Origin of the sequence: Empedobacter sp. GD03865 (assembly GCF_029840775.1) — a bacterium.
Taxonomy (GTDB): Bacteria; Bacteroidota; Bacteroidia; order Flavobacteriales; family Weeksellaceae; genus Empedobacter; species Empedobacter falsenii_B.
The window spans coordinates 1-22,249 of the sequence record NZ_JAOCDF010000037.1 but is presented as its reverse complement, the minus strand read 5'-3'; the positions used below and the strand labels follow the sequence as shown (position 1 = coordinate 22,249).

The window sequence follows — 22,249 nt, the reverse complement described above, 5'->3', positions numbered from 1 at the left end:
TTAATGTGTAATTTATGTGCGAAAACAATGTATTTTTGAATTGATGGAAAGCTTATGAAATTATCTAAAAAACATTATACATTTATTTTCTCTTTTGCATTGATCGTTTTGGTTGCATTGCAAGGGTATTATATCTACAATTTGTATCGATTGATTGAGAAAGATATGAATAAAGAGGCGTGTGAAATTGGAGTTAAAGTGATGAATTTTATGTCAAAATATGAAACAGATTCTAATGATGATAAGATTTTAGATTATTTCAAAAAACTGAATCATGATGAAAAAAAACAGTTTGATGAATTACAAATAATTCGAACGAAAGTAGATTATAATTATGAGATTTATACGCCAATTGTAGATTCTCTATTAGACGTTTATTCTAAGGAAAATAATTTTGAAATAGCGCTTCGTACAGATGTTTATTCGGTTTATGATGAATTGAATCATAAAGAATTATTGCCAAAGAAAAAGTATGTGATTTACGAAACGACAAATAAAATTGCGAAACCAACTAATATTAATCAAAGTGTTTGGTCATCGGATGATATTAGTAATCAAACAGATTCTGATTTAGGAATTAATAAAAATGAACGTCATAAATATAAAATTAGAGGAAAGACAGATTTTGAATTACTGAATTTGAAATTTTTAATTCTCAAGAAAATTATTCCTTTAATCATTGTGAGTTTGTTGATTGTTGGATTAATTGTCTTTTTGTATTGGAAAAGTCTTAAAAATTTATCGAAACAAGAAGAAAAAATCAATCAATTACATTTGACAATAGACTCTATTGCGCATGAATTGAATACGCCAATTACGACGATGAAATTTGCTTTGCATCAAGTTCAACATCCAGAAACGCAACAAATGATGAACAGACAAATTAATCGTTTGGAGCAAACTGTTGATTCTATTTTTGTAAAAAATGACGAAAATTCTGAATTGTTAGATGAGGTTATTTTGAATGAAATTATCCAAAAGATTCAACTTCAATATCCAGAAATTAAACTTATTAATCAAAGTATTTTCGAGAAAAATAATGTACTGAAAACAAACGATTTTAAACAAATTGCTCAGAATTTAATTGAAAATTCAGTCAAATATGGAGCTACTGAAATTGTATTAGATTTTAAATTTCAAAAAAAAATAACATTGAATTTTTCGGATAATGGAATTGGAATTCCAACCAATGATTTGCCTCTTATTTTTGATAAATATTATCGTGTGAATCGTTCTATTAACCAAAATGTAAGCGGTTTGGGTGTTGGATTATTTTTGGTCAAGAATACAATCGAACGATATTTAGGAACAATTAACGTTCAGAATAATAAAGACAAAGGTGTTCAATTTTTAATCATTTTGCCGAATGAAAACTAAATTAATTTTAGTAGAAGATGATCAAGATTTGGGAACTGTTCTCAAACAATATCTAGAATTTTCTGATTTTGAAGTGACTTGGTTTGATCATCCACAAAAACTATTGAAGGAAATAGAATCGTTGGAATCAGCTCAATTAATCATTTTTGATGTCATGTTACCCGAAATTGATGGTTTTTCTTTGGCGAAAAAATTAGCCGAAACCATTACAATTCCATATTTATTTTTGACTGCTAAGGCGCAAAGTTTTGATCGTGTTTTAGGTTTGAAATTAGGTGCAGATGATTATATCACAAAACCTTGCGATCCTGAAGAATTGGTCTTGCGAATAAAAAATATTTTGAAGCGAAATCAACCTGTTTTAGAAGAATTGATTAAAATTGGAGCTTATGTTTTTCTTCCAAATCAATTGCAATTATCTTATCAAGAAGAAAAATTTCAGTTAACAGAAAAAGAAGCAGAATTGTTGAGTTTCTTGATTCAGAATAATCAAAAATTAGTGAGTCGTAAAGAGATTTTAGAAAAAATTTGGGGTGAAAACGATTATTTTATGGGTAGAAGTTTGGATGTTTTTATGACACGTTTGCGCAAATATTTTCAGAACGACGAAATGATAAAATTTGAATCTGTTCGAGGTATTGGTTTTAAAATTAATTTTCCACTCTAAAAAAATAAAGCTGAACAGAAGTCCAGCTTTAATAACAAACAATTGAATTCTAAATTCAGTAAAGGGAACCGAATTTTATAAATGGATTTTTATATTCCTTGAGCAATCATAGCATCGGCAACTTTTACGAAACCAGCTATATTAGCGCCTTTGTAATAATTTATATTTTCTTGAAATTCACCTTTTCCATATTTTTTACATTGGTGATGAATTTTTATCATAATTTCTTTTAATCGATAATCTACTTTTTCTCTGTTCCAATTTTGACGGATCGAATTTTGAGACATTTCCAATCCAGAAGTTGCAACACCACCAGCATTCGCAGCTTTTCCAGGACCGTATAAAATTTGATGATCCAAAAAATAATGAACCGCTTCGGGAGTTGTTGGCATATTAGCACCTTCGGCAACCAATTTGCAACCATTGAGATGTAAAGTTTGCGCATCTTGTAAATCCAATTCGTTTTGTGTTGCACATGGCAAAGCTATATCACAAGGAACTTTCCAAGGATTTTGGTCGGAGAAAAATTTAGCGTTTGGATAATAATCAACATACTTTGAAATTCTATCGTAATCATCATTCTTAATTTTGAAAATGACATTTAGTTTTTCTGTATCAAAACCGTCTTCATCATAAATATATCCAGAAGAATCAGAAAGTGTAACCACTTTTGCGCCTAATTCCAGAGACTTTTCAGCAGCATATTGTGCAACATTTCCAGAACCAGAAATAGAAACTGTTTTTCCTTTTAAGGTTTCTTTTTTTTCGGCTAACATACATTCTACAAAATATAATAAACCATAACCAGTAGCTTCTGGGCGAATCAAAGAGCCACCATATTCTAATCCTTTTCCAGTTAAAACACCTGTAAATTCGTTTCGCATTCGTTTGTATTGACCAAATAAATAACCAATTTCTCGTCCTCCAACGCCAATATCACCAGCAGGAACATCGACATCTGCACCAATATGACGAGATAATTCGCTCATAAAAGATTGGCAGAAGCGCATAATTTCCATGTCCGATTTTCCTTTTGGATCAAAATCAGAACCACCTTTTCCGCCACCCATAGGTAAAGTTGTCAAGCTGTTTTTGAAAACTTGTTCAAAAGCTAAGAATTTAAGAATAGAAAGATTAACAGATGGATGAAAGCGCAAACCACCTTTATAAGGACCAATCGCAGAATTCATTTGTACACGATAACCTTTGTTGATTTGGATTTCGCCTTTATCATCAACCCAAGTTACTCTAAATTGAATAATACGTTCTGGTTCTGCAATTCTTTCAAGAATTTTGAACTTTTTGTATTTAGGGTTTTCTTCTACAAATGGTAAAATGGTTTCGGAAACTTCTTCAACTGCTTGTAAAAATTCTTTTTCGTTAGGGTTTTTTGATTTAATTCTTTGAATGAATTTTTCTGAGTAAAATAAAGTATCCATGCTATTTGTGTTTTATTGTTGATAAAATTATAATAAATAACAAATAAAATAATATATTTTTTAAATCAAACTTTTAATATTTATGAATTTGATAATTTCGAATACTTAGAATATATAGGTTGATAATTTTTGAAACAAAAAAAGCAGGAAAATTTCCTGCTTAATAAATTTTGTATTTTTATTCAGTTTAAGACAAGACTTATTTTTTGAAAAATCCACCCAATAAACTCATGGCATCTCCAATTCCTAATTGTCCATCACCATCCTGATCTAACAATTTTTCGAAACCTCCTAAATTTACTCCGCTTTGGTTTGTTTGAGTTGTAGAACCACCAACTAAACCGCCTAATAAACCAGCAATCCCATTTGAATCTAATCCAGCAGATTGTTTTTGTTTACCCAAGTAGCCCATTACAATTGGCGCAACTAACGCTAAAATTTGAGTAACTTGTGCTGTATTCAATCCAGATTGTTGAGAAATTGCAGATTCTACATTTTGTTGTTTATTTCCTAAAACGTGACCTAAAATTCCTAATCCATCTTGTTGGTTTCCTCCTTGACCTAAAAATCCAGAAAGATTATCCAAAATACTCCCGTCATGTTGATTCAAAGCATTCGAAATTCCTTCAGCACCTCCGCCTTGTGCATTTTTATTTAAAGCAGACAATAAAAAAGGTACAGCTGCTGCAACAGCAGTTTGAGCTTGAGATTCATTAATCCCTAATTGTTTTGCAGCAGAACCAACAATTTGTTGTCCCATTGCTCCTTGAATTAAATTAGTAAAGTCCATAAGTTTATATTATTTACTCAAATATACTATTTTTAAAAGATTAATTCAGATTAATATTAAGAGTCCTACAAAGTATTTCTATTTTTGTACAATCAATTTTGTAAATGAAACAAATAAATCTTTTTTTAGTAATCATTATTGCGGTTTTGGCTTTATTACCAATCGTTTTACCGAATCGTTTCGACGAAGAAATGCAATATGAATTTGATGCACCTGTTGGTTTGGTGTACGACGAATTTTATAATCTTCGTCAATTCTCGAAATGGCAACAATTTACAGCTTCGGATTCTTTGACAATCAAGAAATTTTCGAATACAAAAGAAGAGGACGAAAATTATATGATATGGGATTCAGAAGATGCTTCAATTGCTTCAGGAAAAGTAACGATTGAAAATTTTTCGATTAATCGTTTCGTTAATTATACGATAAAATATGATGGTTGGGAAAAATTAGATAGTTTGAATGTCAAATTTGAACAACAAGAAAATGGGAAAACAACTGCAAAATTGAATTATTTAAGTCAAGAAATTCCTTATTTCTACCGCTATTTTGCTTTTTTCAAAAATCCTGAATCTAAATTTGAAAAATCTTTGGATAACCTAAATCAAAAAGTGAAAGTTAGATTAGATAAGGATCAAAAAGAAGGACGATTGAATTATGGTGAATATCGAATTGTAGAATTAGGTCGAACAAATTTATTAGCGATTCGTAAACAATCAAGTTTAGCGGAAAAAGATATAATGGATAAAGTGGATGGCGCTTTTGAGGTGATTTATAAATCGTTAATGAATAAAGATGAAGGTGGTTTTGATTTCGATTTAGGTTTTCCATATGTCTACTTTACTGATTTTGATAAAGAAAAAGATAAGACAACATTTTTTGCTGGAATACAATTAATAGAAGATTTGCCTTTACAAAAAGAGATGAAAAAAGTGGTTGTTCCTGGTGGAGATTATTTGTTAACATTGCATTTAGGACCTCGTTCTAAACGTGCGCAAACAATCGAGAAAATGAAGAATTATGCAAAATCTAAAAAATTACAATTGGATACAAAACAATTAGAAATTATGTTAAATGATCCGAAGGAAACAGATAGTTTAAAACTAATTTCTCGAATTTATATACCAATTAAAAAACAATAAATACTTAAGAATTAACAATTTTTAAAGTACACTTAGCCACAGTAATGTGGCTTTTTTTGTATTTTTGCAACTTCTTACAAACGAACATGGACAAAGATTTTATTGAAGTTTACGGTGCACGTGAACATAATCTAAAAAATATTGATGTAAAGATTCCTAGAAATGAACTTGTGGTAATTACGGGTTTAAGTGGAAGTGGGAAATCTTCGTTGGCTTTTGATACGATTTATGCAGAAGGACAACGTCGTTATATCGAAACTTTTTCGGCTTATGCACGTCAATTTTTGGGAGGTTTAGAACGTCCAGATGTTGATAAAATTGATGGTTTGTCGCCTGTTATTGCAATTGAGCAAAAAACGACCAATAAAAATCCGCGTTCCACTGTTGGTACAATTACAGAAATTTATGATTTTCTTCGTTTGTTGTATGCGCGTGCTTCTACGGCTTTTTCAGTCGAAACAAACGAACAAATGGTTGCTTACACAGAAGAGCAAATTATTGAGTTGATTCGAACACAATACAGCGAGAAGAAAATTGCGATTTTAGCGCCAATTGTACGTTCAAGAAAAGGTCATTATCGAGAAGTTTTTGTAACATATTCTAAAAAAGGTTTTCTTGAAATGCGCATTGATGGCAAGTTGCAAGATATTACGCCTGGAATGATGTTAGATCGTTACAAAACGCATGATATCGAATTGATGGTGGACAAAATGTTGTTGAATGATAAGGTGAATGATCAACGTTTGCGTTCAAGTATCGATCATGCAATGCAACAAGGTAATGGGATTACGATGATTTTGGATTACGAAACCAATGAAACGAAATTCTTTTCTCGTTCGTTGATGTGTCCGTCGACAGGAATGTCATATGCGTTGCCAGAACCGAATACATTTTCGTTCAATTCACCAAAAGGTGCTTGTCCGACGTGTACAGGTTTAGGTGAGTTGAAAGTGGTAAATCACGAAAAATTATTTCAAGATCAAGATAAATCGTTGTTTGATAATTTGGAAGAATTATTTGAGACGTTAAAATCATCTTCTCGAATAGAAAAACAATTGGAAGCGATTTTTGTCAAACATAATGTAGACGAAAAAGTAGCGTTCAAAAAACTTCCTCAAGCATTGATTGATGATGTGATGAATGGTTTGAAAGAAACCTTAAATGTTGATCTTAAATTTGCATCAGTTAAAAAAACATATAAAATCGATTTTGAAGGATTGAATGAATTTCTTTCTGAAATTATGGAAGATAAAAATAATCCGTCTTCAAGTTCGATTAGCAAAAAGTTTGGAAAGAAAGTTATTTGTCCAAGTTGCGAAGGGAAACGTCTTAAAAAAGAATCACTTTTCTTTCGTATCGATGATAAAAATATTGGTGAAGTTGCGGAAATGGATCTTCAATCGTTACAAAAATGGATTGAAAATGCACCAGTTTCGATGACGTCGAATCAACAACAAATTGCGCACGAGATCCTGAAAGAAATTTATACGCGTTTATCCTTTTTATTGGATGTAGGATTGGATTATTTGAGCCTTAATCGTTCTTCTAGAACACTTTCTGGAGGCGAGGCACAGCGAATTCGTTTGGCAACGCAAATTGGTTCTCAATTGGTGAATGTGTTGTATATTTTAGATGAGCCAAGTATTGGTTTGCATCAACGCGATAATGTCAGATTGATAGATTCGTTAAAGAAATTACGCGATATCGGAAATTCAGTTTTGGTTGTAGAACATGATAAAGACATGATTTTGGAATCAGATTATGTGGTTGATGTTGGACCAAAAGCAGGAAAAAATGGTGGTCAAATTGTTTGGGAAGGTGAACCAGAACAAATGTTAAAATCAAATACATTAACATCAAAATACTTAAACAATCAGTTACAAATCGAAGTTCCAAAAGAACGAAGAAAAGGTAATGGATTAGAATTGAAACTTTTTGGAGCATCTGGAAACAACCTGAAAAATGTAAATCTTACCATTCCTTTAGGAGAGTTGGTTGTAGTTTCGGGTGTTTCAGGTTCTGGAAAATCAACGTTGATTAATGAAACGTTGTACAGAATTCTGAATCAACATTTCTTTCGAGCAGAAAAAGATCCGATGCCTTACAAAAAAATCGAAGGTTTAGAACATTTGGATAAAGTAATCGAAGTGGATCAATCGCCAATTGGTCGTACTCCTCGTTCTAATCCTGCAACTTATACGGGAATTTTCTCTGATATTCGTACGTTGTTTACAAATTTACCTGAAGCCAAAATTAGAGGTTACAAGCCTGGACGTTTTTCATTTAATGTAAAAGGTGGACGTTGTGAAACTTGTCAGGGAGCAGGTTTGCGTGTGATTGAAATGAATTTTTTACCAGATATTCATGTCGAATGTGAAACATGTAATGGTAAACGTTTTAACCGCGAAACGTTGGAGGTTCGCTACAAAGGAAAATCGATTTCGGATGTGTTAGAAATGACGGTAAATGAAGCGGTAGAATTCTTTGAAGCAATTCCGAAAATATATCGTTATGTCAAAATGTTGCAAGATGTAGGTTTGGGTTACATCACGCTTGGTCAGCAGTCTACAACATTGAGTGGAGGAGAGGCGCAACGTGTGAAATTAGCAACAGAATTAGCCAAAAAACAAACAGGAAAAACAATTTATATTTTAGATGAACCCACAACAGGTTTGCATTTTGAAGATGTAAATGTGTTGATGAAAGTAATCAATAAAATTGTAGAATTTGGAAATACTGTTATCATTATCGAACATAATTTGGATGTGATAAAATTAGCTGATTATGTGATTGATATTGGTCCAGACGGAGGGAGTAAAGGTGGAAAAATTGTGGCAGAAGGAACGCCAGAAGAAATCATTAAGAATCCGAAAAGTGTAACAGGAAAATTCTTAAAAGACGAATTGAAATAAATAAAAAAAGTCCATCTAACAATTGTTAGATGGACTTTTTTTTATGACTTATAATCCGATTGAAACACCCATAAAAGGTTGTAATCCTGAAGAAAATATACTTTCGTTTTCTTTATATAAAACATTGTACATCACACCAGCTTGAAATCTTACTGGTCCACTCGATTGATATCCAGCTCCCAACCATAACGCAGATTCGTCCATGTCAGTTTCATAAATACTGTTGTAATATGGCGTACGATCGTTGTACTTTTGTTTTCCTGTGTAGTACATATAATTGGCTCTCAAGAAAATGTTTTCGATTGGAAAAAAGTTAATGTAAGGACCAACATTAAACAAATTTTGCTTTACATAGTCATCTTTCGCATACTGATAACCTGCTGTCGCACCCAATTCTAAATTGTTTGCAACCATATATCCAACACTTGGAGAAATATTAAACCCAAAATAACTGTTATTCCCAAAAGATAGTCCCAAACCACCTCCAAAACGCCAATTATTATTAAGCGTTTGATTTTGATTAATTTGAGAAAAAGCAGTATTGCTTAGGGTTAAAGAAATGATAAATAAAAGAAACTTTTTCATAGAAATTTAATTAATTTTTAACTTTTAAAAATGGCTCTAATTGAAAAAACCACTATAAATTTGCCTTATCAAAAATAGTAATTCTGTTTTTAAGTAAACATTATTATTTATTTTAAGTTAATTCGAGTCGTTCATAGTTTTTAATTATAAAAGAATAGAAATAAGATTTGATAAATCTATAATTCATTCGTTTTCTGGTTCTATATTTGCATTAGTAAAGTTAATCAAATAGACAATATAAAATTTAATCATATGAAATTATTATCGCCAGAAAAAAAACAAAAAATCGCTGATATTTTAATTAAATTATTAGCTGATGAACATATTTTATACTTAAAAACAAGAAATGCACATTGGAATGTAGAAGGTCCTGATTTTCAGACAATACATGTGTATTTTGAATCGTTATATAACGAGTTACAAATTGTTATAGATGATGTTGCAGAAAAAATTCGTCAAAAAGATGTTTATGCACCAGCAACTATGGCAGAGTATTTGCAGTTAGCTCATTTATCAGAAACAAGAAAAACAGAAAACAAAGATAGTTTAAGTTTTATTGCTGATTTACTACACGATCACGAAGTTATTATTAACTTTTTGGCGCAGGCTGTAGTAGAAATTGATGAGTTTCATGATATATCAACTTCGGATTTCTTAGTTGGTTTATTAGAACAACATCAAAAAACTGCTTGGATGCTTAGATCGCATCTAAAATAAAGTTGAACATTATTTTACTTCATAAGTTTTTAGTGTTAATTCATATTAGTGTTAATTAGGTTGAGCCTTGGATTTATCCAAGGCTTCAGCTTTTTATGACGGTTTGTAATTAACCTCCTACTTCTTTTATTTCTGCATCAGCAGCATTTGTTTTTACAGAAGCAATTCCATTTTTAGCGCCAGATTCAGTTTCGTACGATTGGCTTGTCCCAATTACTTGTCCATTTGTTGCCTTTAAATTGAAATGCCATTTACCAGAAGCACCTTCTTTTAATTCGTATTTAGAATCATCTTGCGAATTTTTGCGAACAGATTCAATTCCGTTTTCGCAGCTTGCTTTTTGTTTATAACCTTCGCTTGCCAAAATATTTTGTCCATTTTTAGCTTTCAAACGAAAACGATATTCTCCTGCTTTGTCTTGATAAATTTCGAACATAATTTAATTTTTTATAAATATTTTATTTTGTTGATTGATATAAATTTATAAAAATTATTTGATAATTATCAATCTATAAAATATTGACAAAAAAAAATCCTGAAAAATTATTTCAGGATTTCTATTTTTTTATTGAATTCTTTTTAAATCGTCAATATTATGTTTGTGCATATAAAGAGGAATGTGTTCTATAACAACGTCGTTCTTTTCTAGACCAAAAGATTTCGGAATGTTGAATTCTATTTTCTTTAATAAATAATAAACTTTTAGCGTGAAAAATTCTTTCATACTTAATTTAGTTTCAATTGAAGGAAATTTCTCAATCAAAACAAATTTCATGTCAGGATCTTGATTGTATTTTTTCAAACAGGTACTCAGATATTTTAACTCTAATTCTCCATTTGCATACATATCGTTGATTACTTTTTTGATATATTGTTCTGTTTTTGGCTGAACTCTAAATCCTACATTAAATGTAATTCGATATATTTTTTGATCGACAATTGGCAATATTTTATAACTCAACGTATAGGGTTCACTATCTCGGTTAATGTTTACAAACCAATAGACATCTGCACGTTTTGGGCGTTTTGATAAAATAGATTGAATGCTATATTTTTCGATATTTTTTGGATTCGTAGATTTCGTTAAGTAAAATAAGAAAGTAGAGTATTTATTGATTGTTTTATCTTCGCTCAATTCTGTTAATACATTTGCGTAGCGCTTTATTTTAACGAATTCTAAGTTTCGTGAATTAAGGATTTTTCCGTAAAAACTACAATACATTATTACAAAGAACAACCATCCCATTAATAATGCTAAATAGCCACCATCAACAAATTTGACAACATTTGCTACGAAGAAAGAAGATTCTATCGCTACGAATATCGACAAAATTGCCACAATAAATACTTTGTTGAATTTTGTATAATAATTAAGGTAATAGGATAACAAGAAAGTCGTCATTAACATGGTAACCGTTATGGCAAGACCGTAGGCGGCTTCCATATGGGACGAATCTCGGAAATATAAAACAATAAAGACACAGCCAGCCCATAACATAAAATTGATTGTAGGAATATAAACTTGGCTTTTGTGTTCGTTTGGTTGAATAATTAATGTTCTTGGCCAAAAACCTAAGTTGATCGCTTCATTGATTAATGTAAAAGATCCTGTAATCAAAGCTTGAGACGCAATAATAGCTGCACCTGTGGCAATACAAATTCCAGGGATCAAGAACCAATCTGGCATCATTTCGTAGAAAGGATTTCTACCATCTAACATAGGATTGTCTTGATGCATTAACCAAGCTGCTTGTCCTAAATAGTTTGTTACTAAACAAATTTTAACGTACAACCAACTAATTCTAATGTTTTTTCGACCACAATGTCCTAAATCGGAGTATAATGCCTCTGCACCTGTTGTACATAAGAATACAGCGCCAAGAATCCAGAATCCGTGAGGATAATTCATTAACAAGTTATACGCGTAATAAGGGTTTAATGCTTTGATGATACTTGGATGATGTACGATATGTAAAACTCCTAAGCCTAGAAGCATTGTAAACCATAAAACCATAAATGGTCCAAATATTTTTCCTACTTTATTTGTTCCAAATCGTTGGAAGAAAAATAACATCGAAAGGATAAAGATGACAATAGGTATAGTAGGTAGATTTTCGAGTCCGTTTAGCATTCGTAGTCCTTCAACAGCAGAAGAGACGGAAACGGGGGGGGTGATAATTCCATCGGCGAGCAAAGCAGAAGCTCCAATGATGGTTGGAATAATTAGGTTTTTACCTTTTTTCTTGATTAATGAATACAAAGAAAAAATTCCTCCTTCGCCATCATTATCCGCTTTTAGTGTCAACCATACATATTTGATAGAAGTCTGAAAACACAAAGTCCAAAAAACACATGATACGCCTCCGTAGACAATGCTCTCTTCAATCACGCGATTCTCGCCAATTATCGCTTTCATTACATATAAAGGACTTGTTCCAATATCACCGTAAATGATTCCAAATGCGATTAATAGCGTTGCCGCTGTTACTTTGTTCATCGTATGGTTTGATTCCATAAGCAGTATTTTAAAATTTCTACGAATGTATGCCGTTGAAAAGAGATTAAACAATCTTATTTATTTATAATATAAAACCAACATTATATTTATTTTCGATACTAAATATGACGTATTTTTACACTACTACAGTCAATTTTTTAATAATGGAATAAATTTAAGTATTATTTAATCATACTATTTATTTTATTAATCATAATTTAAAGTTACATTTCATTGATAAATAGTAAATTGAATCATTATTTGTTAAACAAAATTAAATTTTAAAACTTTGTTATGCTTGCATAATAAAAAAAGATTATATTTGTTAGACATACACTAAAATATGTTAAGAGAAGATTTAACGATAGATTATTTATTGCGTTCAACATGGTTGTCAGTTCAGAAAATGTATAATGAGCAAGCAGTTGCTTACGATTCTACAATGGTGTATGCCTTTACATTATTATCAATAGATCCGAAAGGAGGTACGCCAAGTACGTCGCTAGGACCAAAGATGGGAATAGAGCCAACAAGCTTGTCGAGAACATTAAAAAACTTAGAAGCAAGAAATTTTATCGTTCGAAAACCAAATCCAGAAGATGGGAGAAGTGTGTTGATCACTTTGACTGAAGAAGGATTAAGAATGAGAGATATTTCAAAACATTTTGTTTTGCAATTTAATGAATCAATTAATAATCACATCGAACCAGAGAAAATGCAAATTTTCTTGGAAGTGATTTATAAGATTAACCAATTAATATCGGACAAAAAAATATTTAAAAACAATTATGAGAAGACACGTTAAACACGTAACTGTATTAGGATCAGGAGTGATGGGTTCTGGTATTGCATGTCATTTTGCAAATATCGGAGTCGAAGTCTTGATGTTAGATATGGTTCCTCGCGAGCTTACACCACAAGAGCAAGCGAAAGGACTTACTTTAGAGAGTAAAGTAGTTCGTAACAGAACTGCTCAAACTCACTTAGATGCTGCTTTAAAAAGCAATCCTTCACCAATTTATGACAAAGCATTTGCTTCTCGTATAACTGTAGGGAATTTTGATGATGATTTCGAGAAGATTAAAAACTCGGATTGGGTAATAGAGGTTGTGATCGAAAGATTGGATATTAAACAATCTATTTTTGAGCGTGTAGATAACTTCCGTAAACCAGGAACTTTAGTCACTTCTAATACTTCTGGTATTCCAATTCATTTGATGGCTGAAGGTCGTTCAGATGATTTTCAGAAACATTTCTGCGGAACGCATTTCTTCAATCCGCCACGTTACTTAAAATTATTCGAAATTATCCCAACTCCTCAAACAGATAAATCTGTTGTTGAGTTTTTCCAAAACTATGCATCTTTATTTTTAGGTAAAACACCAGTTTTATGTAAAGATACGCCAGGTTTTATCGGGAATAGAGTAGGAGTTTACTCGATGGCGAAAGTGATGGAATTGGCGCAAGAAATTGGATTAACGATTGAAGAAGTTGATACTTTGACAGGTTCTATTTTGGGTCGTCCAAAAACGGGAACATTCAAATTGGGTGATTTGGTTGGTTTGGATACAGCATATAATGTAACAAAAGGTTTACAGCAAAATGCGCCAAATGACGAAATGATCCAAGGTTTGAAAGATTCAAAATTCTTGGATTTCTTAATCGAAAATAAATTCTTAGGAGATAAAGCGAAAAAAGGTTTCTATTATAAAGAAATTGATAAAGAAGGGAATACCAATCGTTTTGCCTTAAATCTTGATACGTTAGAGTATCGTCCAATGGAACGTGCAAAAGTTACAACTGTAGAAACTGCTAAAAATGCAGGATCTATGCGTAATAAATTAGGTATTTTATTGAAAGATTCTGGTAAGGCTGGAGAATTGATTCGCAAACATTTTGCTTCATTATTCGCTTACGTTTCTCAACGTGTTCCAGAAATTACAGATGTACTTTATCCAATTGATGACGCTTTAAAAACAGGTTACGCTTGGAAATATGGTCCATTTGAAACATGGGACTTGGTTGGGTTACAAAACGGAATTCAATTAGTAGAATCAGAAGGTTTCAAGGTTTCGGATTGGGTAAAAGAATTAGCTGCTTCAGGTGCAGATTCTTTTTATAAAATCGAAAATGGTAAGAAATTATTCTATAATCAATCATCAAAACAATTCGAATTAATTCCAGGTCAAGATGCATTTATTATTTTAGATAACATCAGAAAAACAAATGAAATCTGGTCAAACCAAGAAATATCTATTCAAGATTTAGGAGATGGAATCATCAATATTGAGTTCCGTTCTAAAATGAATTCTCTTGGAGGAGGAGTTTTACAAGGAATCAATAAAGGAATCGAGTTAGCAGAAAAAGATTATCGTGGAGTTGTAATTGGGAACCAAGGAGACAATTTCTCTGTTGGAGCTAATTTAGCCATGATTATGATGATGGCTGCAGAACAAGATTGGTGGGAATTGAATATGGCAATCAAAATGTTCCAAGATACAATGATGCGTGTTCGTTATTCATCTATTCCAGTTGTTGTTGCTCCTCACGGAATGACGCTTGGTGGAGGTTGCGAAATGTCAATGCATGCGGATAAAATTGTAGCTGCTGCCGAAACTTACATTGGTTTGGTTGAGGTTGGAGTTGGATTAATCCCAGGTGGTGGAGGTTCGAAAGAATTTGCGCGCCGTGCAACTGAATTCGCTTTAAAAGATGATGTAAAAGTAAATCATTTACGTGATAATTTCATGAATATCGCAACTGCGAAAGTGGCAACTTCAGCTTATGAAGCGAAGAATATGGGAATTATTCGTGAGCAAGATATTGTTGTAGTAAATGCCGAACGTCAAATTGCAGAAGCGAAGAAACATGCAATTATTATGGCAGAAGCAGGTTATACACAACCAATTCAACGTAAAGTAGAAGTGTTAGGAAAAGAAGCAATGGGAATGTTCTATGTTGGAACAGATTCTATGGTTGCTGGACGTTTTGCTTCGGATCATGATCGTTTAATTGCGAATAAATTAGGATATGTAATGACAGGTGGTAATTTGTCTGAATCAACTTATGTTTCAGAACAATACTTGTTAGACTTAGAGCGCGAAACATTCTTATCTCTTTGTGGAGAAAGAAAAACATTAGAGCGTATTCAGCATATGTTAAAAACAGGTAAACCGTTGCGTAATTAATATTTGTATTAAGTAAAAAGTAACATGTAAAAAGTATTTATGCATGATTTTAAAGAGTTAATCGTTTGGCAAAAAACAATGAATTTTACGAAAAGGTTTTATGAGATTACTTCAAATTATCCTAAAAGTGAGATTTATGGTTTGACCTCTCAATCAAGAAGAGCTTGCGTATCGATAGCTTCAAATATTGCAGAAGGTGCTGGTCGAAATTCGAATGCTCAATTTATTAATTTTCTCAATATAGCTTTAGGTTCGTCTTTCGAATTGGAATGTCAAATTATTTTAGCAAGAGATTTAGAATTTATTCAAGTAGAGATTTCGGATAATTTATTAAAAGATTTAAAACATATACAGAATATGTTGGTCAAATTAATTCAGAACTATAATTAAATACTTTGTACATCATACATTTTACATTGTACAATCTAATAATACTTTAAAAAAATGAAACAAGCATATATAGTTACAGGATATAGAACAGCTGTAGGAAAAGCGCCAAAAGGAACATTGCGTTTTACACGTCCAGATGAAATGGCAGCTACAGTAATCAAGCGCTTAATGCAAGATTATCCAACTTTAGATCCAACACGTATCGACGATCTAATCGTTGGATGTGCAATGCCAGAGGCAGAACAAGGATTGAATATGGCACGTCTTATCTCATTAATGGGATTAGACACAGACAAAGTTCCAGGTGTTACAGTAAATCGTTATTGTGCTTCAGGATCAGAAGCAATTGCTTTGGCGGCTGCTAAAATTAGAACAGGAATGGCAGAATGTATCATTGCTGGTGGTGCAGAATCGATGTCGTATATCCCGATGGGAGGTTACAAACCAATTCCAGAAACAGATTTAGCGAAAGATCATCCAGATTATTATTGGGGAATGGGATTAACAGCGGAAGAAGTTGCAAAAGAATTTAAAGTGTCTCGTGAGGATCAAGATTTATTTGCATTCAATTCGCATCAAAAAGCATTAAAAGCAAATGCTGAAGGAAAATTTGCATCTCAAATCGTTCCGATTGATGTTGAATTTAATTTCTTAGATGATAAAGAAAAAGTTCAAACAAAGAAAATTGATTTCAAAGTAGACGAAGGTCCACGTGCGGATACATCTATCGAAGGTTTAGCAAAATTACGTCCTGTTTTTGCGCAAGGAGGTTCAGTTACAGCAGGTAACTCTTCTCAAATGTCGGACGGAGCAGCTTTCGTTATGGTAATGTCAGAAGATATGGTGAAAGAATTAGGTCTTGAGCCAGTTGCACGCTTAGTTGCATATTCTACGGTAGGTTTAGCACCTCGTATTATGGGAATTGGACCTTTATTTGCAATTCCAAAAGCATTAGAACAAGCAGGAATGAAATTAGAAGATATTCAGTTAATCGAATTGAATGAAGCGTTCGCTTCTCAATCAGTTGCAATTATGCGCGAGTTGAATCTTAATCCTGATATCGTCAATGTAAACGGAGGTGCAATTGCTTTAGGGCATCCACTTGGATGTTCGGGTACGAAATTAACCGTGCAATTGTTACATGAAATGGAAGCGCGTAAAGCAAAATATGGAATGGTAACCATGTGTGTTGGTACAGGACAAGGAGCTGCTTCAATTTTCGAATATCTAAAATAAAAATTGTAATAAGTAAAATGTATTAAGTATGGTACATTTTACTTAATACATGATACAATAATACATCAAAACATAAAAATATGTCTACAAATCCAAATAGATTAATCGGAGGTCAATATTTAATTAAAGATGCCTCTTACAATGATATTTTCACTTACGAAGATTTATCAGAAGAACAACAAATGATTTTGCAATCTGCAAAAGAGTTTATCGATAAAGAAGTAGTGCCTAAGAAACACCAAATTGAGAAAAAAGATTATGCGTTGATTGAAGAATTAATGCGTAAAATTGGTGAATTAGGTTTATTAGGAATTTCTGTTCCAGAAGAATATGGCGGAATGGGAATGGGATTCGTTACAACAATGTTAGTGTGTGACTATATTTCAGGAGCAACAGGTTCGTTAGCAACAGCTTTTGGAGCACATACTGGAATTGGAACAATGCCAATTTTATTGTACGGAACAGAAGAGCAAAAACAAAAATATTTACCAAAATTAGCAACAGGAGAGTGGTTTGCATCTTACTGTTTAACAGAGCCGGAAGCAGGTTCTGATGCAAATTCAGGAAAAACAAAAGCTGTTTTATCAGAAGATGGTAAAGAATATATCATCACAGGTCAAAAAATGTGGATTACAAATGCAGGTTTTGCTGATTTATTCATTGTTTTTGCACGTATTGATGATGATAAAAATATCACAGGTTTCATTGTAGAAAAAGATAAAGCTGGTGCTGGATTCTCATTAGGAGAAGAAGAAGATAAATTAGGAATTGTTTCTTCATCAACACGTCAAGTTTTCTTTAATGAAGTTCGTGTTCCGGTTGAAAATCTTTTAGGAGAAAGAGACGGAGGATTCAAAATTGCGATGAATGCCTTGAATGTTGGTCGTATCAAATTAGGAGCAGCATGTTTAGATGCGCAACGTCGTATTTTAGATTATTCGTTACAATATTCTTCAGAACGTAAACAATTCAATACATCAATCAATACATTTGGTGCGATTAAAGAGAAATTAGCTGATATGGCTGTTTCTGCGTTTACTTCAGAAGCTGGTGCGTATCGTGCAGCGAAAGATGTACAAGATGCAATCGAAGATAACATGGCAAAAGGAATGCCTCATAATGAAGCGGAATTAAAAGGTATCGAAGAGTATGCAATCGAAGCTTCTATTTTAAAAGTTTGGATTTCTGATGCTGCTCAAATTTCTGCGGATCAAGGAATTCAGATTTACGGAGGAATGGGATATTCGAAAGAAATGCCAATGGAAGCAGCTTGGAGAGATGCACGTATTTCTAGAATTTACGAAGGAACAAACGAAATCAATACCTTATTATGTGTTTCGATGTTAGTAAAACGTGCATTCAAAGGAAAATTAGATTTAATGTCTCCTGCAATGAATGTGGCGAACGAATTAATGTCTATTCCTTCTTTTGATGTTCCAGATTATTCAGAATTATTTGCGCAAGAAAAAGAAATTATTGCAAATCTTAAGAAAGCGTTCTTTATGGTTGCAGGTTCTGCTTTGCAAAAATTTGGTGCGGAATTAGAGCAACACCAACAATTGATTATTGCGGCTTCTCGTATTATGCAAGAAATTTATATGGTAGAATCGGCGATGTTACGTGCAGAAAAAATTGCAAATGTAAAAGGTGCTGATGCAGCGAAGAATGCAGAAAAATTAGTTCAATTACAATTATTCAAATCGGTAGAAATTATCAAAACAGAAGCGACGCGCGGAATTGTTTCTTTCACAGAAGGAGATGAGCAACGCATGATGTTATCTGGTTTAAGAAGATTTACACGTTACAACGAATATCCAAACGTAGTTAACTTAAAAACTGAAATTGCAGATCTTTTAATCAAAGAAAATAAATACACTTTCTAAGTATATTTTAATACAAATTATTTAAAGCAGTCAATTTATTGGCTGCTTTTTATTTTTAACATATTGAAATTTAATTTGGTATATCGTTTGATAAATCTAAGGCAAGTACTAGTCTTTATATAAGTTAGTTGAGTTTTCATGGTACTTAAGTTTTAGTAGAGAAAGACCTCAGTTGTTCCCAATTGAGGTTTTTTTATGTCTTGAAGTTAATGTTTATTCATTAAAAATAAGTGAGTTAAGTCGTTATTTCTTAATGAAATACTTTTCGGAAGAAATGATTTGAAGTAACTTTAATTCAAATTAATAACCCAATTAAAACAAAGCTTATGATAATTAATGCAGCAATTCTTACGTTGACCATGTTTGCAACATTTAGTATTATGTGTCTAGTCAAATTAGATGAATTAAAAAAAATAAAATAAAACCGAAACTCCATTTCTATAAATGGAGTTTTGTTGTTTTATAAAGTTATATTTACTTCAATTAATACATTCGAAATGAAAAAGAAGTTAGTCGTTTTAACGGGAGCTGGAATTAGTGCAGAGAGCGGAATTTCAACTTTTCGAGATGCCAACGGTTTGTGGGAAAATCATGATATTATGGAAGTTGCTTCGATTGAAGGTTATCAAAGAAATCCTAAATTGGTTCAAGAATTCTACAATCAACGCCGAAAACAATTATTCGATGTTGAACCCAATGCGACTCATTTTTTTCTGAAAGAATTAGAACAAGATTTTGAAGTTTCTATTATTACCCAAAATGTTGATGATTTACACGAAAGAGCAGGTTCGTCTAAAATAATTCATTTGCATGGCGAATTGAGAAAAGCGCGAAGCGAAAAAGACGAAAATCTAATTATTGATTGGAATGAAGATATCAAACTTGGGGATTTGGCGAAAGACGGAAATCAACTTCGTCCGCATATTGTGTGGTTCGGCGAAATGGTTCCAGAAATAGAAAATGCGATTGATGAGGTTTTAAAGGCAGATATTTTGGTAATTATTGGAACATCGATGCAAGTGTATCCAGCTGCTTCGCTCAAAGATTATGCAAAAACAAATGTCCCAATTATCTATATCGATCCATCAGATACCTATACCAATTCATCTATTACGCATATCAAGAAAAAAGCAACAGAAAGTATCGAAGAATTAAAAACAATTTTGAATAATTTATAATCTTTTACGTTTTAATGTTGGTTAATTATTTTAAATGATATGAAGTATATATTTCTACCATTATTTGTTTTTTCTATCAATGCGGCTGCGCAAGAGCTGAATCCGTTTTATCAATCAGTTGTCGAGCAAGTGAAATACGATTCTGTGCATCAGAAATTGCAAAAGTTTCAAGATTTCGGAATTAAAACTGTTGGATCTTCTGCTCACGAAAATGCATTTACATGGTTGAAAACTTATTATACGGCTTATGGTTATACCTCTATAGAACAACAATCGGTTAATGTATATGGTAATGTTGGGAATAATTTGATTGTGACCAAAATTGGTAAAAAATATCCTGACGAATTTATTATCATCGATGGCCATTATGATACATTAAATGGACCTGGAGCGAATGATAATGGCTCGGGAACAGTTACTTTATTAGAAATTGCTCGATTAATAAAAGATATCGAAACAGATTATTCGATAAAATTTATTCATTTTACAGGGGAAGAACGAGGTTTAATCGGAAGTCAGGCGTATGTCAATCAAATTGCAGTTCCTCAGAATTTAAAAATTAAAGCTGTTCTGAATATTGATGAGGTAGGAGGAGTGGCGAATAAGGTAAATTCGACAATTGTTTGTGAGCAAGATGAAAGTAATCCAACATCTAATAATGCTATTTCAGCTGAATTAACCAATCAAATGGCGAATATTTTTCCATTGTATACAACTCTAAAAACTGAAATTTCGAATGCTTATAGTTCCGATTATATGCCTTTTCAGGCAGTTGGTTATCCTATAACTGGACTTTTTGAAAAAAATGAAACGCCTTATGCACATACTGCTCAAGATATAATCGATAATTTAGATTTGAATTATTTGACAGAAGTAGCGAAAGGAGCTTTGGCGACTTTATTGCATTTTTCTCAAGCGCAAGAGAAGTTGACTACAACAGATCATACTATTTCAACTTTGCAAGTGTACCCAAATCCAGTAAAGAGAAACCTTCATTTTTCGCAGATTTTAAAGCAACCTACAATTTCTATATATAACGAAACAGGAATACAGGTCTATGAAAAGAAGTTTCGAACAGCTGTTTCGCAGATAAATTTAGAACATCTTACTTCTGGCGTTTATTTCGTTAAAATAAATTCGAATCAACATAGTTTTAAGATTTTGAAGAAATAAATTGTTGCGTCTCATTTATGTAATAAATTGACTTTTTTAGTTGAATAGTTACTTTTTTTGTCTAAATGGTAATCAACCTTTCGATACACGAGCACCGAACAAACCATACGCAATGGATATACAATGGATACGGAATCGATACAGCGAGGATACACAACCGATACAGAAAAAATGCATTTTAGTGCATACAACCTCCATTTAGGTTAATGGATAACCAATTAGGTTCATTATTCGTCACTTCTAGTTAATTTGCTTGTCTAAGGGTTAATTTTACATCGTTGTTGTGCCCCATCAAGAAGAATACCGAATAAAAAATGAATATTCTAACCACAATAGAAACATAGGTTTTATTAAGTTTTACGTTCTACGCTTAACGTTTTACGGATTTTATCATTCTGAGTTTATTTCAGAATAGCATCAAATGATACTTATTTTAGAGGTTTGAATCGTCTTGGTCATTGTGCTGAATATCAAGTGAAAATACTGTTTTTGGTCATGTGTTCTTACGATTTAAATGATTCTCAAAGGTTATTTTGGTAATCTACTTCATTTTATATTTGTATTCAAAAAGTGATTTTGTGTTATTTCGAAGCCTTGAAAATTCCAGCCTCTCACAAATACATAATGCATTTTACTTAATACATTATAAATATTACATAGTACAACACTAAAATCTACTTTTTTAAATGAGATTTAAAGATTATCATTGCTCAAAAGACGAGTTTAAATTCATTGAAACTTTAAAAATGATATCCTTTTGTTTTCCACTAAACATTTTTTTGTATAAAAAACAACTTGGCAATTATTACAACCCCTGAACTACAAAAATCTTTTACATACATTCTACTGCCACTATGTTGCCTTCATCCTGCCTTTATGTTGGGAGTATCTAGCAAGTATCTGTAGATGAAAAAAAAATTGGCCCTTGCGTTATATATGTTGTTTATATTTAGTGAGTGTTTATTATCAACCTCACCTTACGGGTGTACAATCACCCTCAAAAATTATATTTTTAAGCTGTTATAAGCTCAATTCCTGCTTTATCTGCCTTATATTTTATTTTGGTCATCAGTTT

17 protein-coding genes are annotated in these 22,249 nt (G+C 32.2%); 12 read left to right on the top strand and 5 right to left on the bottom strand.

The features are described 5' to 3' along the window. The first annotated feature begins 54 nt into the window (after positions 1–54). Entirely contained in the window at positions 55–1,377 is a 1,323-nt protein-coding gene (locus N5D46_RS12705) for a HAMP domain-containing sensor histidine kinase (protein WP_125350246.1), read from the top strand. Then, entirely contained in the window at positions 1,367–2,044 is a 678-nt protein-coding gene (locus tag N5D46_RS12700; protein ID WP_125350247.1) for a response regulator transcription factor, read from the top strand. Before N5D46_RS12705 ends, N5D46_RS12700 begins: the two co-directional genes overlap by 11 nt. Positions 2,045–2,133: 89 nt before the next feature. Here the strand turns inward: N5D46_RS12700 and gdhA are convergent, their stop codons facing one another. Together gdhA and N5D46_RS12690 are read right to left on the bottom strand one after the other, a co-directional pair. After that, positions 2,134–3,483, bottom strand: coding sequence for an NADP-specific glutamate dehydrogenase (gdhA, locus tag N5D46_RS12695; RefSeq protein WP_221854634.1), 1,350 nt, complete (start codon positions 3,481–3,483; stop codon positions 2,134–2,136). Positions 3,484–3,682: 199 nt separating this feature from the next. Further along, positions 3,683–4,273: a DUF937 domain-containing protein gene (locus N5D46_RS12690; RefSeq protein ID WP_180905983.1), complete on the bottom strand. Its 591-nt coding sequence runs from the start codon at positions 4,271–4,273 to the stop codon at positions 3,683–3,685. Between the two features lie 104 nt (positions 4,274–4,377). On the opposite strand from N5D46_RS12690, the gene N5D46_RS12685 reads away from it, so the two are divergent. Both N5D46_RS12685 and uvrA read left to right on the top strand, forming a co-directional pair. Further along, on the top strand, positions 4,378–5,415 hold the full coding sequence (locus N5D46_RS12685; protein ID WP_219034942.1) for a GyrI-like domain-containing protein: 1,038 nt from the start codon (positions 4,378–4,380) through the stop codon (positions 5,413–5,415). 86 nt (positions 5,416–5,501) lie between these two features. Next, positions 5,502–8,327 carry an excinuclease ABC subunit UvrA gene (uvrA, locus tag N5D46_RS12680; protein ID WP_280050143.1) on the top strand — a complete coding sequence of 942 codons (2,826 nt, stop codon included), beginning with the start codon at positions 5,502–5,504 and terminating at the stop codon, positions 8,325–8,327. A gap of 48 nt (positions 8,328–8,375) precedes the next feature. On the opposite strand, the gene N5D46_RS12675 is transcribed toward uvrA, so the two are convergent. Continuing rightward, positions 8,376–8,912, bottom strand: a complete 537-nt coding sequence (locus N5D46_RS12675; protein ID WP_280037607.1) for a hypothetical protein — start codon at positions 8,910–8,912, stop codon at positions 8,376–8,378. Between the two features lie 252 nt (positions 8,913–9,164). On the opposite strand from N5D46_RS12675, the gene N5D46_RS12670 reads away from it, so the two are divergent. Next, positions 9,165–9,629, top strand: coding sequence for a DNA starvation/stationary phase protection protein (locus N5D46_RS12670; protein WP_125350253.1), 465 nt, complete (start codon positions 9,165–9,167; stop codon positions 9,627–9,629). A 109-nt stretch (positions 9,630–9,738) separates the two neighbouring features. Here N5D46_RS12670 and N5D46_RS12665 read toward each other — a convergent pair whose 3' ends face one another. Together N5D46_RS12665 and N5D46_RS12660 are read right to left on the bottom strand one after the other, a co-directional pair. Beyond that, a complete protein-coding gene (locus N5D46_RS12665; protein WP_125350254.1) occupies positions 9,739–10,065 on the bottom strand; it encodes a YegP family protein in 327 nt (108 codons plus the stop codon). Between the two features lie 129 nt (positions 10,066–10,194). Further along, on the bottom strand, positions 10,195–12,144 hold the full coding sequence (locus N5D46_RS12660) for a KUP/HAK/KT family potassium transporter (RefSeq protein WP_221854639.1): 1,950 nt from the start codon (positions 12,142–12,144) through the stop codon (positions 10,195–10,197). Positions 12,145–12,469: 325 nt separating this feature from the next. Between N5D46_RS12660 and N5D46_RS12655 the strand changes: the two genes are divergently transcribed. The 7 genes from N5D46_RS12655 (at position 12,470) to N5D46_RS12625 (ending at position 21,174) form a co-directional block, all read left to right on the top strand. After that, positions 12,470–12,931 carry a MarR family transcriptional regulator gene (locus N5D46_RS12655; RefSeq protein WP_125350256.1) on the top strand — a complete coding sequence of 154 codons (462 nt, stop codon included), beginning with the start codon at positions 12,470–12,472 and terminating at the stop codon, positions 12,929–12,931. Further along, positions 12,915–15,314, top strand: coding sequence for a 3-hydroxyacyl-CoA dehydrogenase/enoyl-CoA hydratase family protein (locus N5D46_RS12650; protein ID WP_280050142.1), 2,400 nt, complete (start codon positions 12,915–12,917; stop codon positions 15,312–15,314). The genes N5D46_RS12655 and N5D46_RS12650 overlap by 17 nt, the downstream gene beginning before the upstream one ends. 39 nt (positions 15,315–15,353) lie before the next feature. Continuing rightward, complete coding sequence (locus tag N5D46_RS12645; RefSeq protein ID WP_114999168.1) at positions 15,354–15,704, top strand: four helix bundle protein; 351 nt, start codon at positions 15,354–15,356, stop codon at positions 15,702–15,704. Between the two features lie 54 nt (positions 15,705–15,758). Beyond that, positions 15,759–16,940: an acetyl-CoA C-acyltransferase gene (locus N5D46_RS12640; RefSeq protein ID WP_125350257.1), complete on the top strand. Its 1,182-nt coding sequence runs from the start codon at positions 15,759–15,761 to the stop codon at positions 16,938–16,940. Positions 16,941–17,020: 80 nt separating this feature from the next. Further along, positions 17,021–18,823: an acyl-CoA dehydrogenase family protein gene (locus N5D46_RS12635; protein ID WP_038336967.1), complete on the top strand. Its 1,803-nt coding sequence runs from the start codon at positions 17,021–17,023 to the stop codon at positions 18,821–18,823. Between the two features lie 497 nt (positions 18,824–19,320). Further along, positions 19,321–20,001, top strand: a complete 681-nt coding sequence (locus N5D46_RS12630) for an NAD-dependent deacylase (RefSeq protein ID WP_280050141.1) — start codon at positions 19,321–19,323, stop codon at positions 19,999–20,001. Positions 20,002–20,040: 39 nt separating this feature from the next. Further along, entirely contained in the window at positions 20,041–21,174 is a 1,134-nt protein-coding gene (locus tag N5D46_RS12625) for a M20/M25/M40 family metallo-hydrolase (RefSeq protein WP_280050140.1), read from the top strand. The last annotated feature ends 1,075 nt before the right edge of the window (positions 21,175–22,249 follow it).

Coding starts and splice junctions, on each gene's coding strand:
- N5D46_RS12705 (WP_125350246.1), top strand. CDS start 55: ATGAAATTATCTAAAAAACATTATACATTTATTTTCTCTTTTGCATTG.
- N5D46_RS12700 (WP_125350247.1), top strand. CDS start 1,367: ATGAAAACTAAATTAATTTTAGTAGAAGATGATCAAGATTTGGGAACT.
- gdhA (WP_221854634.1), bottom strand. CDS start 3,483: ATGGATACTTTATTTTACTCAGAAAAATTCATTCAAAGAATTAAATCA.
- N5D46_RS12690 (WP_180905983.1), bottom strand. CDS start 4,273: ATGGACTTTACTAATTTAATTCAAGGAGCAATGGGACAACAAATTGTT.
- N5D46_RS12685 (WP_219034942.1), top strand. CDS start 4,378: ATGAAACAAATAAATCTTTTTTTAGTAATCATTATTGCGGTTTTGGCT.
- uvrA (WP_280050143.1), top strand. CDS start 5,502: ATGGACAAAGATTTTATTGAAGTTTACGGTGCACGTGAACATAATCTA.
- N5D46_RS12675 (WP_280037607.1), bottom strand. CDS start 8,912: ATGAAAAAGTTTCTTTTATTTATCATTTCTTTAACCCTAAGCAATACT.
- N5D46_RS12670 (WP_125350253.1), top strand. CDS start 9,165: ATGAAATTATTATCGCCAGAAAAAAAACAAAAAATCGCTGATATTTTA.
- N5D46_RS12665 (WP_125350254.1), bottom strand. CDS start 10,065: ATGTTCGAAATTTATCAAGACAAAGCAGGAGAATATCGTTTTCGTTTG.
- N5D46_RS12660 (WP_221854639.1), bottom strand. CDS start 12,144: ATGGAATCAAACCATACGATGAACAAAGTAACAGCGGCAACGCTATTA.
- N5D46_RS12655 (WP_125350256.1), top strand. CDS start 12,470: ATGTTAAGAGAAGATTTAACGATAGATTATTTATTGCGTTCAACATGG.
- N5D46_RS12650 (WP_280050142.1), top strand. CDS start 12,915: ATGAGAAGACACGTTAAACACGTAACTGTATTAGGATCAGGAGTGATG.
- N5D46_RS12645 (WP_114999168.1), top strand. CDS start 15,354: ATGCATGATTTTAAAGAGTTAATCGTTTGGCAAAAAACAATGAATTTT.
- N5D46_RS12640 (WP_125350257.1), top strand. CDS start 15,759: ATGAAACAAGCATATATAGTTACAGGATATAGAACAGCTGTAGGAAAA.
- N5D46_RS12635 (WP_038336967.1), top strand. CDS start 17,021: ATGTCTACAAATCCAAATAGATTAATCGGAGGTCAATATTTAATTAAA.
- N5D46_RS12630 (WP_280050141.1), top strand. CDS start 19,321: ATGAAAAAGAAGTTAGTCGTTTTAACGGGAGCTGGAATTAGTGCAGAG.
- N5D46_RS12625 (WP_280050140.1), top strand. CDS start 20,041: ATGAAGTATATATTTCTACCATTATTTGTTTTTTCTATCAATGCGGCT.